General features: G+C 41.0%; 16 protein-coding genes. 1 reads left to right on the plus strand and 15 read right to left on the minus strand.

Annotated elements, in window-relative coordinates:
- Nucleotides 1–105 precede the first annotated feature (105 nt).
- The 13 genes from EP58_RS13360 to EP58_RS13420 form a co-directional block, all read right to left on the minus strand.
- Nucleotides 106–930 carry an aldo/keto reductase gene (locus tag EP58_RS13360; RefSeq protein WP_036094213.1) on the minus strand — a complete coding sequence of 275 codons (825 nt, stop codon included), beginning with the start codon at nucleotides 928–930 and terminating at the stop codon, nucleotides 106–108.
- Between the two features lie 275 nt (nucleotides 931–1,205).
- Nucleotides 1,206–1,850: an ABC-2 transporter permease gene (locus tag EP58_RS13365; protein WP_036094215.1), complete on the minus strand. Its 645-nt coding sequence runs from the start codon at nucleotides 1,848–1,850 to the stop codon at nucleotides 1,206–1,208.
- Between the two features lie 12 nt (nucleotides 1,851–1,862).
- Nucleotides 1,863–2,486: an ABC-2 transporter permease gene (locus tag EP58_RS13370; RefSeq protein WP_036094217.1), complete on the minus strand. Its 624-nt coding sequence runs from the start codon at nucleotides 2,484–2,486 to the stop codon at nucleotides 1,863–1,865.
- 2 nt (nucleotides 2,487–2,488) lie between these two features.
- Nucleotides 2,489–3,361, minus strand: a complete 873-nt coding sequence (locus tag EP58_RS13375) for an ABC transporter ATP-binding protein (RefSeq protein WP_036094423.1) — start codon at nucleotides 3,359–3,361, stop codon at nucleotides 2,489–2,491.
- A 12-nt stretch (nucleotides 3,362–3,373) separates the two neighbouring features.
- Nucleotides 3,374–3,748: a GntR family transcriptional regulator gene (locus tag EP58_RS13380; RefSeq protein ID WP_036094219.1), complete on the minus strand. Its 375-nt coding sequence runs from the start codon at nucleotides 3,746–3,748 to the stop codon at nucleotides 3,374–3,376.
- Nucleotides 3,749–4,001: 253 nt separating this feature from the next.
- Complete coding sequence (locus tag EP58_RS13385) at nucleotides 4,002–4,811, minus strand: ABC transporter permease (protein ID WP_036094220.1); 810 nt, start codon at nucleotides 4,809–4,811, stop codon at nucleotides 4,002–4,004.
- Nucleotides 4,808–5,722: an ABC transporter ATP-binding protein gene (locus EP58_RS13390; RefSeq protein WP_103034915.1), complete on the minus strand. Its 915-nt coding sequence runs from the start codon at nucleotides 5,720–5,722 to the stop codon at nucleotides 4,808–4,810. Before EP58_RS13390 ends, EP58_RS13385 begins: the two co-directional genes overlap by 4 nt.
- Nucleotides 5,719–5,919 (minus strand): PLDc N-terminal domain-containing protein, encoded by a 201-nt coding sequence (locus EP58_RS13395; protein ID WP_036094222.1) that lies wholly within the window; start codon nucleotides 5,917–5,919, stop codon nucleotides 5,719–5,721. Before EP58_RS13395 ends, EP58_RS13390 begins: the two co-directional genes overlap by 4 nt.
- Nucleotides 5,920–6,025: 106 nt before the next feature.
- On the minus strand, nucleotides 6,026–7,621 hold the full coding sequence (locus EP58_RS13400) for a CTP synthase (protein WP_036094224.1): 1,596 nt from the start codon (nucleotides 7,619–7,621) through the stop codon (nucleotides 6,026–6,028).
- Between the two features lie 384 nt (nucleotides 7,622–8,005).
- Nucleotides 8,006–8,548, minus strand: coding sequence for a DNA-directed RNA polymerase subunit delta (gene rpoE, locus EP58_RS13405; RefSeq protein WP_036094225.1), 543 nt, complete (start codon nucleotides 8,546–8,548; stop codon nucleotides 8,006–8,008).
- A gap of 349 nt (nucleotides 8,549–8,897) precedes the next feature.
- Entirely contained in the window at nucleotides 8,898–10,568 is a 1,671-nt protein-coding gene (gene argS / locus EP58_RS13410; protein ID WP_036094226.1) for an arginine--tRNA ligase, read from the minus strand.
- Nucleotides 10,565–11,014, minus strand: a complete 450-nt coding sequence (locus EP58_RS13415) for a YwiB family protein (RefSeq protein ID WP_036094227.1) — start codon at nucleotides 11,012–11,014, stop codon at nucleotides 10,565–10,567. Before EP58_RS13415 ends, argS begins: the two co-directional genes overlap by 4 nt.
- 68 nt (nucleotides 11,015–11,082) lie before the next feature.
- Nucleotides 11,083–11,736: a site-2 protease family protein gene (locus EP58_RS13420; protein WP_036094228.1), complete on the minus strand. Its 654-nt coding sequence runs from the start codon at nucleotides 11,734–11,736 to the stop codon at nucleotides 11,083–11,085.
- 78 nt (nucleotides 11,737–11,814) lie between these two features.
- Here EP58_RS13420 and EP58_RS13425 point away from each other — a divergent pair, with 78 nt between their 5' ends.
- Nucleotides 11,815–12,000 carry a 2-hydroxymuconate tautomerase gene (locus tag EP58_RS13425; protein ID WP_036094230.1) on the plus strand — a complete coding sequence of 62 codons (186 nt, stop codon included), beginning with the start codon at nucleotides 11,815–11,817 and terminating at the stop codon, nucleotides 11,998–12,000.
- An 82-nt stretch (nucleotides 12,001–12,082) separates the two neighbouring features.
- Here EP58_RS13425 and EP58_RS13430 read toward each other — a convergent pair whose 3' ends face one another.
- Complete coding sequence (locus EP58_RS13430; protein ID WP_036094231.1) at nucleotides 12,083–13,411, minus strand: HD domain-containing protein; 1,329 nt, start codon at nucleotides 13,409–13,411, stop codon at nucleotides 12,083–12,085.
- Nucleotides 13,412–13,437: 26 nt separating this feature from the next.
- Nucleotides 13,438–14,280 carry a lipoyl-[GcvH]:protein N-lipoyltransferase gene (gene lipL / locus EP58_RS13435; protein ID WP_036094232.1) on the minus strand — a complete coding sequence of 281 codons (843 nt, stop codon included), beginning with the start codon at nucleotides 14,278–14,280 and terminating at the stop codon, nucleotides 13,438–13,440.
- Between the last annotated feature and the right edge of the window lie 93 nt (nucleotides 14,281–14,373).

Genomic DNA, 14,373 nt, shown 5'->3' on the forward strand with positions numbered 1-14,373 from the left:
TGAGTCCGGTAGAATACCGTCTTCAGGCCAGCCAAGAAGTCTAATTAAATTTGGTCCAACTTTTGGGGTTCAGTACAAAAATGGATTTACTGCTTTTTTTCTCATTTAGAAATTAAAATTGTCCGGATCAGGACCTGTACGCTCATTCTGATTCAAACTATCAATCAACTTCATCTCTGAATCTTTCAACTCGAAATCAAAAATATTCGCGTTTTCGATAATGCGGTTTTGGTGGACCGATTTTGGAATTGTCACGATACCGTGTTGCAAATCCCAACGTAAAATGACTTGCGCCACCGACTTCTCATAAATTTTGGCGATGGAATTAATCACGCTATTATCGAGAACTTTACCACTACCAAGCGGGCTCCATGCTTCTACGACGATATTTTTATCCGCGCAATATTTGCGTAATGGTTCTTGAGACAGCAACGGATGCAACTCAATTTGATTCACCATCGGCGCGATTTTCGCTTCTTTTAATAATTCATCCAAATGATGCTCATGGAAATTACAAACACCGATCGCGCGTACTTTTTTATCTGCGTATAATTTTTCAAAGGCACGCCATGTATCGACAAACTTACCTTCCACCGGCCAATGAATTAAGTATAAATCAACGTAATCTAAGCCTAGCTTCTCTAAACTCGTGTCAAAAGCAGCTAATGTCGATTCGTAACCTTGATCCGCATTCCATAACTTCGTCGTTACAAAAAGGCTATCGCGCGCCACCCCAGATTCCTTAATTGCGCGTCCCACACCTTCTTCATTTTTGTAAGCAGCAGCCGTATCAATGCTCTTGTATCCCGTTTCGATCGCCCACTTCACGGAATTCACTGCCTCTTCCCCATCATTCACACGCCAAACGCCAAAACCAAACTGTGGCATCTCCACGCCATTTGCAAGTGTTACCGTATCATTAATGTTCATTTTACCAGCCTCCCGATTTCTATTTACCTCTCTACTATACACCTAATGCCCCCCAGAGATGCAAGCCTTAAGCCTCCTCCATTCTGAGCACAAAAAAACCACCGCGGAAAAAGGGGGGAAACCGCGATGGTTAAAAAGGAGTTCTATCGGATGAACAACTACTAAAAAGGGGGAAAAAGTAATTACTATCCTCTTTACATTCTCTATAATACAGGTCCAACATGATAACCCATCAAGAATTAGATGAGAAATTCATGAAAATTACATTTTGGTACTTATACATCTTTTTTCGCAAAAATACGTAACGAGCAGCATAACGATACCGCGTAGGCTACAATAGAAATAACCAGAAGAACGCCTGCAAGTACCCCCATCGACATATCCGCCAAATACCGTACTAACCAATGCCCAAAATCAGACTGATATAAAGCCACCAGTACCGCACCAAAAAGAACAACCAAAGCTGTGTACATATAGCTCAATCGCTGAAACCCGAGCCAATAGTAACAAGGAAAAACAATAGAAAAAAAGAAACATAGCCCAGCCACAACAAATCCTATCGAAACAAAATGCGCACGTATCCCACTTCCACTTTCGATAAATAGGCCGATAATTAGTGTGCTTATAAAAATAAACACCATAGCAAAAATCATGAAAATCAAGCTCGATATATATTTTGCAATAACTATCTTGCCCCGAGAAACTGGCAAAATTGCTATTAGCTCACCACCACTTTTATCGTCATAGCTGAGTGCTGCAAAAATCGGAGCCATCGAAATCATAGTCGCGCCCAAAGCATAAAGAGCCCATGTTACAAATCCCTGATTCATCCATAAAGCTAACAGAGCTACAACAAAAATCAGATAATAAGCCGTCACTTTCGTCTGAGCACAAAAATCTTTCCTTATCAATGCATACACTATAATCCCCCCTTATAAATCCGTGAATTCCAGAACTCGAATAGATAATCGCATCGATACTACATATAACATCAGCATCAATCCGAGCAGCAGGGCCAGTATCACACCATATCCCCATCCTTCAAACCAAGTTATCGCCTGTTGAACAATAGGGAGGCTGGCTAGCATTGTCAATAAAGCATAAAAAATAATCAATCCACCTAACACATATCGCATGGAATCATAACCAAGCCAGAAATAAATCGGAAAAAGAATCATTGTTACGCCTAAAATTATCATCCAAGCCGTCACAGCACTCAAGAAAAAATCCGTCATCGGAATCAACGTCCACATCATAACACTTGTTACCACATACAAAAATACGGTTGTAGCCATCATGATAAGCAACGTTCCAACATAACGCGCCATGACAACATCTTTTCTACTCACTGGCAGAGACGTCACAAATAGTAACGTGTGATTATCCTCATCTCTGCTAATCGATTTTGCTATGATACTTCCACCTGCAATCAATGCTCCTAGCGACAAGAAAACAAACGCTGGCATCCCAATACTTACACCAAAAATAGTAACAATACCGCAAGCCATATAATCGAGCCGCGCTGAATCATCGCGTCTTTCCAAATCAATTGCCACATCTACATTACCCCTTGTCGCCTCTTCTTCGTTGCTTGCACGGTGTAATACATAATATCATCCAAGGTCGGCTTCTCAAAAATAACTTCCTCACCAAAATAAAACCGAGCTTCCTCCGCTTGCCTAGATAACCCCTGAAAGCCTAATGAACCGATCTCCACATCAACAAATAAACTTTTAGCATCGTCATCCAATAGGTCTTGGTCACCCTTCACAATCACATATTGTTCCAATAAGGCGTCTTTCTCCTCACTGAAAAAAACACGCCCCTCATGAATATACGTAATAAAATCAGCTATCCGCTCTAAATCAGCGGTTACATGCGTAGAAAAAATCACAGATACTTCTTCCTTCATCACCACTGTTTGTAAAACGCTAATCAGCTCGCGTCGCACGATTGGATCCAGTCCAGCAGTAGGCTCGTCCATAATAATCAATTTCGCATGATGACTAAGAGCAATCGCAATACTGTATTTCATCTTCATCCCTTTAGAAAGCGTCTTTATCTTCTTATTGCTTGGAAGTTCAAACATTTTCATGTAATTCTGATATTCTGCCTCATCCCAATTCCGATAAAAAGGAGCAATAATCCGCTTCATTTGCTCACAGTTCAAATGTTCATAGAAATGGTTCTCATCAAAAACAAAACCCACATCCTGCTTAATCTCTTCCATCGCATCTTTCGTATTCTTCCCGAATATAAAAACATCCCCACTGTTCTTCTGTACTAAATCCATCATTATTTTTAATAACGTGCTTTTACCCGCGCCATTCACACCAATCAATCCCATGATATAGCCTTTCGGTAAGCGAAAAGAGATATTTCGCAACGTAAAATCCTTATACACTTTCGAAACACGCTTCACCTCTAAAATGCTCTCCATAGTCTAGTCCTCCTCTGCCAACAAATCCATCATGTCACGAACTTCTTTATAGGTTAATCCTAAATCATCCGCTAACTGCAGCAGTTGACTTATCTTTTTCTCCAAGTCCCTTATCTTATGTTCCCGAATTAATGCCATGTTTTGATTCGAAACATATGTACCTTTCCCAGCGACAGTCTGAATAAAGCCATCACGTTCCAGCTCCTCATACGCGCGCTTCGTTGTAATGACACTAACTTGTAATTCCTTCGCCAGTGCCCGAATAGAAGGCAACTGATAGTCTCCAACAAGCTCCCCATTGATAATCTGGTTGCGAATCTGTGAAGCAATTTGCTCATAAATCGGCAATGTGGACGTATTCGTAATGATTATTTTCATACGCACCTCCGCACATAACTGTTCATATAATATATATACAGTATACACGGATATGCTATAGATTACAAGCCTAAAAAAGCGCAAAAAAAAAACCAAGCTGGCAGGGGAACCAACTTGGGAAAAAGGAGTTTAGATATCCTATTACTAAAAAGGGGGTAAAAGTAATAGTTATCTTGTTTACATTTACTATATTACATCAGCTACCTAACATTGCGAGGAAAATCACATGAGATTTCCATTAAACTTTGCCAATTTACTCATGTGAACTACCGATATGAAAATTTTTCTTCGTTAGCAATAAAATCGATAGGCCGAGCAACACGACAATAAAGAGAAGCGAAATCAACAAATTGCCTACAAAATACTCCTTCACGTCCCCAGTCACAATTATATGAACCGCATTCGCGCTCAAATAAGCAGGATTAAAGATTTGCCCCCACCCTGAAGCTCCACTCACCAACTCCAGAATAATCGCGCCACCAGCCCCTATCATCGCGACAACCGCTGTGCTCCGAAACACGATTCCGAGGATAAGCACCGCTGAGACTATAAATAACAACCATACAAAATAAATGCCAAATCCAGCAAAAATACTTGCCATCTGAATTCCACCGTACAATAAGTAAACATAATAATACGCTGCAAAATATCCTAAACCTAGCGAAATTAACACTAGTAAGGCTTGAGAAAACCATTTTGCTAAAATATACTGCCACGCTTCTACAGGCCGCGTTAAAATAAACGCCAACATTCCATTATTTTTTTCAGAAATAATCGCACCCATCAATGCCACAATCAAAATAATAATGCCAAGTTGGTCAAACTGCGAAGAAAGCGTCCCAGCCATGACTTGTTGCGCATTTACCACACCCATTAAGTCCGCGATTGCAGCCCCTTGCTCACTACCATCGCCACCCACTGCCCCCATAATTTCAGGTAAATAATACATCATAAGCGGTTGCATCATCCCAAGAATCGCAAACACGACCGGCAACCAAATCCATTTCAAACTGCGCCACTGCTCCATCTGCTCTTTCAAGAAAAGCGTCATCACATTACTCATTTGCCCACCATCCTTAAAAAGACATCTTCAAGCGTCTCCTCAGCCTGACTCACACTCGTCCAAGCCATTCCAGTCGCCATTAGCACGCGCAAAATAGCTTCACGCGCAGCATCCGCATCCTCCTGATAATACAAATATAAGGCGCCTTGCTTCCGTTCCACACGACTAATCGCCGCCTCTGCCTCAATCAAACGCTCGAATTCAGAAACGCCCACTTCACCCTTCAACACAAAAACAGGCGCGGCATTGGCTTGAACTAAGCTCACAATCCGATCATCCGCCACAATTTCGCCCTCGCTAATAATACAAACACGTTCACAAACCTCTTCCACGTCCGCCAATATATGCGTAGAAAACAACAGCGTCGTCTCCCCTTTCAAAGACTGAATCAGCTGTATAATCTCACGACGCCCAATCGGATCAAGCGCTGAAACAGGTTCATCCATAATCAACAACGCCGGTCGGTGCAAAATCGCCTGCGCAATCCCCAAACGCTGTCTCATTCCCCCTGAAAAAGTAGCAATTTTCTGCTTAGGAGTCGCATCCAAACCAACTTGCGCCAACACCTCAGGAATCCGTTCCGCCAAAGCCGCCTTATCCATACCAGAAAGTTTTCCCATAAACTGCAAAGCATCCGTTGCCGTCATCCATCCATAAAAATTAGGATACTGCGGTAAAAAACCAATTTGCTGCTTCATTTTTGCATGCTCGCCACCACAAATCTGAATTGTCCCACTATCCGGATTTATCATATCCACAATCATTTTCAAAATCGTCGTTTTCCCAGCACCATTGGGACCGAGCAAAGCCACACACTCCCCGGCTACCAGCTGAAAACCGACATTTTTCACAGCCTGATACGCATCAAACCGCTTCGATAAATTCGTAACCTCCAATATTTTCTCCATCATCGATAATCCTTCCTACCAAAAATAAAGTAAATAATCGATCCAATTGTACTAACAAAACAAATAAGAAGTAACCACAAAATCGGGTTTTGCCGATTGTTCCAATTCCGGATTAAATCTATCAACGCTGTCACTAATAAAATAACGTATAAAATAAAAAATGGTGCTAACAATGCTAACGTGTTTGACATCATACTCATCCTTTCTAAATCTAACTGTTATACAAATAATATAACAGATGCATATAAAAGTCAACAACAAAAAAACCGAGCATACACTAATGTATATCACTCGGCTTCAAAAAATTCACTCTTTCAACGATGCAGCAATAAAATCATGGAATAGACTTTGCGGACGCGTTGGGCGTGAAATAAATTCTGGATGATATTGACATGCCACAAACCACGGATGATCCGTAATCTCCACGACCTCAACAAGACGACCATCTGGGCTCGTTGCTGATACTGTCATTCCCGCATTTTCTAACTGCTCACGGTACTCATTGTTAAACTCATAACGGTGACGGTGACGCTCTTCAACCAATGTCGCGCCATACGCTTCCGCTGTTCTTGTACCTTCTTTAATGCGTGCTGGATAAAGGCCTAAACGCAATGTTCCGCCCATATCTTCCACATGTTTTTGCTCTGGCAATAAATCAATAATCGCATGCGGCGTTTTCGGGTCGATTTCCGCAGAATTCGCACCTTCCAAGCCCATCACATTACGCGCATATTCAATTGTCGCCAACTGCATTCCTAAACAAATACCGAAATACGGCACTTTATTTTCACGCGCATATTTAATTGCAGTGATTTTGCCTTCGATACCACGATCTCCGAAACCACCAGGAACTAGGATACCGTCTGCATGACCAATTTTTTCTTGGACATTCTCAGGTGTAATTTCCTCTGAATCAACCCAGTCAATTTGTAGCTCAGCATCATTCGCATAACCCGCATGACGCAATGCTTCTGCGACAGAAAGATACGCATCTGGTAACGCAACGTACTTACCAACCAACGCGATTCGAACTTTTTTCGTCAAATTCTTCACCTTATGAACAAGCTCTTCCCACTCAGACATGTCAGCAACCGGCGCCTCCAACTGCAAGTGATCCAATACAATCTGGTCCATTTTTTGCGCTTGTAAAGAAAGTGGCACATTATACAACGTGTCCTCATCACGCGCCTCGATAACTTCCGACGCTCTCACATCACAAAATAGCGCGATTTTCTCTTTCATCTCTTGAGAAACCGGTTGCTCCGTACGAACAACAATAATATTCGGCTGAATACCATAGCTACGAAGCTCCTTCACACTATGTTGCGTCGGCTTCGTTTTCATTTCACCAGCAGCCTTGATGTAAGGAATTAACGTCGTGTGAATGTAAAGCACGTTTTCCGCACCAACATCACTCTTAATTTGGCGAATCGCTTCAATAAACGGTAAAGACTCAATATCCCCAACCGTTCCGCCGATTTCCGTGATAATAATATCCGAATTCGTCATACGAGCCGCACGGAAAACACGATCCTTCAGTTCATTCGTAATATGCGGAATAACTTGCACTGTCCCACCAAGATAATCACCGCGACGCTCTTTCTTAATAACCTCGGAATATACTTTCCCCGTCGTTACATTGCTGTACTTGTTCAAATTAATATCGATAAAACGCTCATAATGACCTAAATCCAAGTCAGTTTCCGCACCATCATCCGTGACAAAAACCTCTCCATGTTGATACGGGCTCATCGTCCCAGGATCGACGTTAATATAAGGATCAAATTTTTGAATCGTTACACTAAGTCCTCGGTTTTTAAGTAGTCTACCAAGTGAAGCAGCCGTAATCCCTTTACCAATTGATGAAACGACGCCACCTGTCACAAAAATATACTTTGTCATTGTTCTAAAATCTACTCCTTTCGCCTTATCGAAATTTATTTCGGGGTGGAGAACCTTTACTTGCAAAATTTCATTGCTAAAAAAGAAAATCGCCAATTGCTTTCATGCCCTTGGCTTACACTCTTTGCGTCATCCATTTTCATCACACAAAAAGAAAACGCCCACTTACTCATCTTGCAAAGTAAGGGAGCGCAATATTTATATCCGTCCTTATAAAAAGGAGCCCAAATAAAATATTACATAGATAGCGCAAATAAGTCAACCCTTTATTTCATGAAAACGCCCTCAAGCATTGCAACTAGAGGCTAAAAATATTTTCAAATCGATTCTCATTTCTACAAACGAAAAACCCGCCTCTTAATTTCAGAAGCAGGTATCCATTTTTTACTTTTCGAATTCATCTTCAAATTCACTATCGTCTTCCACAATAGTTGTCAGATCTCCTTCGATACCATCTGGTAAATGACCTTCTTCTGGATCATCGTCGTCACTAACAAGACCATCTGTAAGAACAACTTCTTCTTCCCCTAGTTCTTCTACCACATCGTCCTCTTCGTAATCGATATCATCGTCAAGAATGTCCTCATCGATTTCTTCGTCATCATCGTCGTCATCATCTGATTTACGTTTCTTCTTAGGTTTTGTCTGCGTTTGAACTTCTTCATCAATCGCATCAATTGGGTACCACGCACGTAGCCCCCAAGTATTATTACCAAGAGAAATAAAATTACCCTCAATATTCATATCCGTGTAAAATTGAACAAGTCTCTCTCTTACTTCGCCTTCGCTTAAATCAAGAAACTTAGTAATCTCATCCACAATCGCTTGGAATGGCATTACTTCTCTTCTTTTTTCAAGAACATAGTGCGCCACTTCAATCAAAGATAACTCTTTACGTTCTTCTTTTGTCAATTGGCTCAAATCCAAAGCTGGCACGCCCCTTCTATAATAAAAAATAATTTCCTAAACTGCATTTTTCTGACTCTATCTATTCTACATGTAAATGACGCTGAACACAATAAAATTATAACATACTCTGCAATAATACCCATATCAATTCCATATTCATAGCTTCGTCAGTACACAATAACCAATATAGAACAACAATATCGCGAGCAATAGTATCGGGATAGAGCCTAATTGCATGCTATATAAAATTGCCGTTGCAATGACAAGGAGCAGAAAAATGATACACATGAAAATGATATAGCGCATAATTCGCAAAACCCCGATCTAAAATTTTTCTAGTGCTCACTTTGTTCAACTAAATTCCTAATTACATTTTTTCTGGTGCAGAAACGCCAAGAAGTGTAAGTCCATTACGCAATGTGATTTGTGCCGCTTTAATCAAAGCAAGCCGCGCTTCTGAAACCTCTTTATTCTCCATATCCAAAACCTTATTAGAATTATAAAAGCGATGGAAAGCCGTCGCTAAATCATTCAAATAACGCACAATCCGATGTGGAATTCTTTTCTCAGCAGCCTCTGCGACAACATCTGGAAATTCACCCAATACTTTCAACAAGTTATAATCTACCTCAGAATTCAGCAAAGCAATGTTCGCGTCCTTACTCAAAGTAAAGCCTTGCTCCACGCCTGAACGTAAAATACTTGAAATCCGAGCATGCGCATATTGTACGTAATATACTGGGTTTTCAGTAGACGTCGATTTCGCAAGCCCCATATCAAAGTTCATATGTGTATCTGAACTACGCATCGCAAAGAAATAACGTGTCGCATCCAATCCAACTTCCTCAATCAAATCGCGCATAGTCACTGATTTACCAGTACGCTTACTCATCTTCACTTGTTTGCCGTCCTCATAAAGATGAACCAGTTGGATAATCTCAACCTCAAGATGGTCTGGGCTGTATCCCAAACTCTCAATGGCAGCACGCATCCTTGGAATATAGCCATGATGATCCGCTCCCCAAACATCAATCAGTACGTCAAATCCACGCTCTAATTTATCTAAATGATAGGCGATATCTGGTAAGAAATACGTGTAACTACCATCCGATTTAATAAGTACGCGATCTTTATCGTCACCAAATTCCGTTGTCCGAAGCCAAGTAGCGCCCTCTTCTTCAAAGATATAGCCATTATCACGAAGTTTCGCTAGTGCAGGCATAATTTTATCATTCTCATATAGCGTCGTTTCCGAGAACCAGCTATCAAAATGAACACGAAACTCCGCCAAATCTTCGCGTAATTTCGCCGTTTCAAAAGTCAACGCTTCTTTGCGGAATAACTCCCGTCTCACGTCTACATCTTCCTTGACATACTTATCCCCATACTTTTCAGCTAATTGCTTACCCAAGTTAATAATATCCGCGCCACGGTAACCTTCTTCTGGGAATTCTGCATCAATGTTCAGCGCTTCTAAATAACGAGCTTCTGTCGACAAAATCAAATTATTAATCTGATTTCCTGCATCATTGATATAGTATTCACGAGATACACTGTACCCTGCCATCGTCAAAATATTCGCCAATGAATCACCAATTGCCGCGCCACGTGCATGTCCTAAGTGCAAATCACCCGTTGGATTCGCTGAAACAAACTCAATCTGAAACTTCTTGCCTTTTCCTGTATCACTTGTACCATAAGTATCGTCAGCATCCATAATGACAGGTATTAAAGCCGTCAAATAGGCATTATCTAAGTAAAAATTAATAAATCCTGGTCCAGCAATCTCAATTTTATTGATAAGTGCATGGTTTTTCCCGATTGCCGCTACAACCGTCTCTGCAATCGCTCGCGGTGCTTTCTTAGCCACACGTGCCAGCTGCATAGCGATATTGGTAGAATAATCCCCATGTTGCTTATCCTTTGGAACCTCCAGCAAAATAGATGGTACCTCGGCTTGCTCAATCCCCAATCCTTGTACCACCGCTTCTTTAATAATTGCAATCAAATCTTGTTGACTTTTTTGACTAACATTCATTCTTTATCCTCCTCTAAAATCATCGAGACATCAAAAATTCCAATGTTCACACCTCTGTCTAACAACTCGTACTGAAAGTCAATCTTCCCAGAAAACAGCCCCTCTTGTACGTAAACTTCTTCTATATTCAAAAGCTCTGACTCCATCATCAGTTTGCCAACACCATAGTCTACGCTAACCGTACTACGCTTACGCTCTCTGAAAAAATGCATGCGCATATTCACAGCACCGCTACGCATCAACAAAACTTCTTGATCCGTTATTTTCAAAACCGTTCTAATAGTCCCAGCTTCTTGCTCTTCTTCATAATGAAGGTAACGACTTCCCGTGGTATGATCCAAATAAAACACACCTGACAGCGTTAACTCCGTACGTTCCTCTTCCATTTCCTGCTTAGAAATCGTTTTTAAACGCAACTGTACCGGCGTCTTTTCCTTATTACTCACGCTTTAAAGTCCCCCCATATAATTTCGAATGCACTACATTATAGTTAAAAACAGGCTAAAATGCAACCTCAAATTTGAAAAACAAAGTAGTAGAAACTCGCCATTTCCCCAGCAATCCACGGCATAAGCGTGTTAAAAATCGGTGATATCGTATACCGCGAAAGCGGCGTAATAACTAGTATCAAGAAAAATAATAACGCATAGTTCTCATAAGCCTGCACTTTTAACCGCCATTTCAAAGGTAAAAATTCCGATAAAATTTGATAACCATCCAATGGTGGCAATGGCAATAAATTAAAAATAAATAAAATCAAATTCAGCGACACAAACAAATTGAAGAAATGCAAGATAATCTGCGAATACGCCACATCCATTTGTAGAAATAAAAAATACAGCCCCAATCCAATAAAAGCAAGCAATAAATTACTAACTGGACCAGCCAAACTCACAACTACACTACCAACACGTCGGTGCTTCATTTTATACGTATTAACAGGCGTTGGTTTCGCCCAACCGAATCCGGCTATAATAACAAAAATAAAACCAATCGGATCAATATGTTTCAACGGATTAAACGTTATGCGACCCTCATTCTTCGCAGTATCATCGCCAAATAACAGAGCAACCCAAGCATGCGCCAACTCATGTATTGTAAAAGCAATCAAAAGCGTCACGATGACGTAAGGCAAATCCTGCAACGAATAGGCTAAAAAATTCTCCATGAATAATCTCCTTCTGTATTGTAGTACTTCAATTATGTTATAATACACTCATTAAATCAATACTTAGGAGTGAATTTCATGCCGTTCGTAACAATAAAATTTCTAGAAGGTCGAACAGATGATCAAAAGAAAGCCGTCGTAGCAGACGTAACAGAAGCTGTTTCGAAAAATCTAGGTGCACCAAAAGAAAACATCCACGTCATCCTAGAAGAAATGAAAAAAACAGATTATGGCGTAGCTGGCGTTCGAAAATCGGACATCTAAGCCACTAAACGATTCTCCACTAAAAGCGTTGTATCGCAGTCTGCTTCTATTAGCACACTAGGTACAGCGCTTTTTCTTAGCCTCACCGCTTATATTCTTTCAAAGAATGCGCATGTATCAAACTCACGATTTCCTCCGAAATGGTAGCATTGATACGTCCACTTTCTATAAAATCAAGCGGATAATAAAGTTTGATATCCACACGCCGTTTGCCAGCTATAGCTTCCACTATAGAAGATTCCGTCGATAGCTCATGTAATTCTCCATTTGGCATTAATAATTGGATAGGCGACCTCCCAGCGACGTCTCCTGGCTCATATAAGTCATACGGTAAATCCGATGTCGAATCAATCACCAAATAATATTCTGGATCAATATCTGCCTGTTCCAGCAACCCTTTTAACTTCAAATAAAGTTCCGCATCCACTCTCGAATCATAATTAATATATTGCAACAATCTTCTGTTCAAAAAACGACTACATAAATCACTTAAAATAGAGTCCTCTTCGTACTGCCATATCGAAAAGAAGTACATCAATACCGTATCATCTAGCGTAATATACTCCTCTAAAGAAACGTCACGATTCAAAAATGGCAACAACTGAACTGGCGTCTGTGTAAAATGATAGTCTCTTTCATGTAAATTCTGCGCACGCTCTAATATCTTCCACAAAAGAACCTCCGCACTCCTGCTCACCGGGTGGAAATACACCTGCTGATACATCTGATAGCGGCTCACAATATAATCCTCCACCGCATGCATTCCCGAAGCCTTAATAATAACTCCATTTCCATCCGGGCTAGGACGCATCACACGCATAATTCGCTCCATATCAAAATTCCCATAACTAACTCCAGTATAATAAGCATCTCGCAACAAATAATCCATCCGATCCGCATCAATTTGACTAGAAATCAACTTAACCAGCGTCTGGTTCTGATATGTTTTATTGATAACGGCTGCTACTTTCTCTGGAAAATGTATCCCAGCTCGCTCTAAAACCGTTCGCACCTCGGTATTCCCTGTTATAATTGCCATCGTATAATGTTCATGATCCGTGCTAAAAACCTTCTCAAAAGCATGTGAAAACGGTCCATGTCCTAAATCATGTAACAACGCCGCACACAAAGCTACCAAACGCTCTTCGTTATCCCACTGAATCTCATTGGCAAACGTACCTTCTACAATGTGCCGCGTCACCTCATACACACCTAATGAATGATTGAACCGACTGTGCTCAGCCCCATGAAAAGTAAGCGAGGTTGTTCCCAATTGATGGATTCTACGTAATCGCTGAAATTCTTTTGTTGCTATCAAATCCCAAATAATTTGGTCAGAAACATGCACATATCGGTGTACAGGATCTTTAAATACTTTTACTTCTGGTAATTTTGTCTCTAAATATGTCACATGTCATCTTTCCTCTCTAAACTAATTCATAGATCTGCTAAAACCTTCTCGTTCCTCAGTATAAGCCGTTCGTAATAAGCCGTATACCAATCTAACTCTTCTCCCATTAGGCGGCTGGACTCTAAACGCCCCGCGAAATGGTACAATGCGTTGAGCAATTTCACCATCACATCATTCACTTCAAGCGGCTCTCCAAATAGCTCCGACAACGTGGTCATAACCGCTGGATCAACATCTGGATACGTATATTTCTCTTGCTTATCCTTCCCACTAATACGGTAAAATTCGCGAATCAGCTCGGCCCGTTTCTGTTGATCGCCATTAACAGCTAAATATATTTGTACCGCAACACCCTTCGCCATCCGACGCTGAGATATGCCTGCAAATTTCTTACCATTAATGCTTAAATCATAACTTCCCGGACAATAAGATCCGACTATTTCACGCGCTTCCATCTTGTAAGCAAAAGTCGGAAACATGTGTTTAATAAGTGCGAACATTGTCTCATAACCACGATCTATCGCAATCCCTCGTTCCACATCTGGAAAAACTAACGACAGATTGAGCACACCAGAATCCAGTACCACTGCCAAACCACCAGAATTCCGCACAACCGCTCGATATCCTTGCTCTCTAAAATAAGCAATACCCGCCTTTAAATCAGGCAGCTTCGTATCTTGAATCCCCATCGAAATTGTATCATGATGCACCCAAGCTCTCGTTGTAGGTGGCGATATCTCACTTCCAACCGAGCGACAAAGCGTATCGTCCGTCGCAAATGATTGCAAGGCGTCAAACGCAATTTGCACCGTTGTCTGATCGATAAATCGCCAATTTTCCTGCTTTAATAAATCCAGTCCTTCTTTCATCTCAGTGACTCCATTTCCAATAATCTTTGTTGTTATTATAGCACACTCCACGGCGATTTGGAGGGCATTTAGCAATTTCGCAGTTTAAATGAA

The sequence above is a fragment of the Paenilisteria newyorkensis genome (genome assembly GCF_000766145.1).
Lineage (GTDB): Bacteria > Bacillota > Bacilli > Lactobacillales > Listeriaceae > Listeria_A > Listeria_A newyorkensis.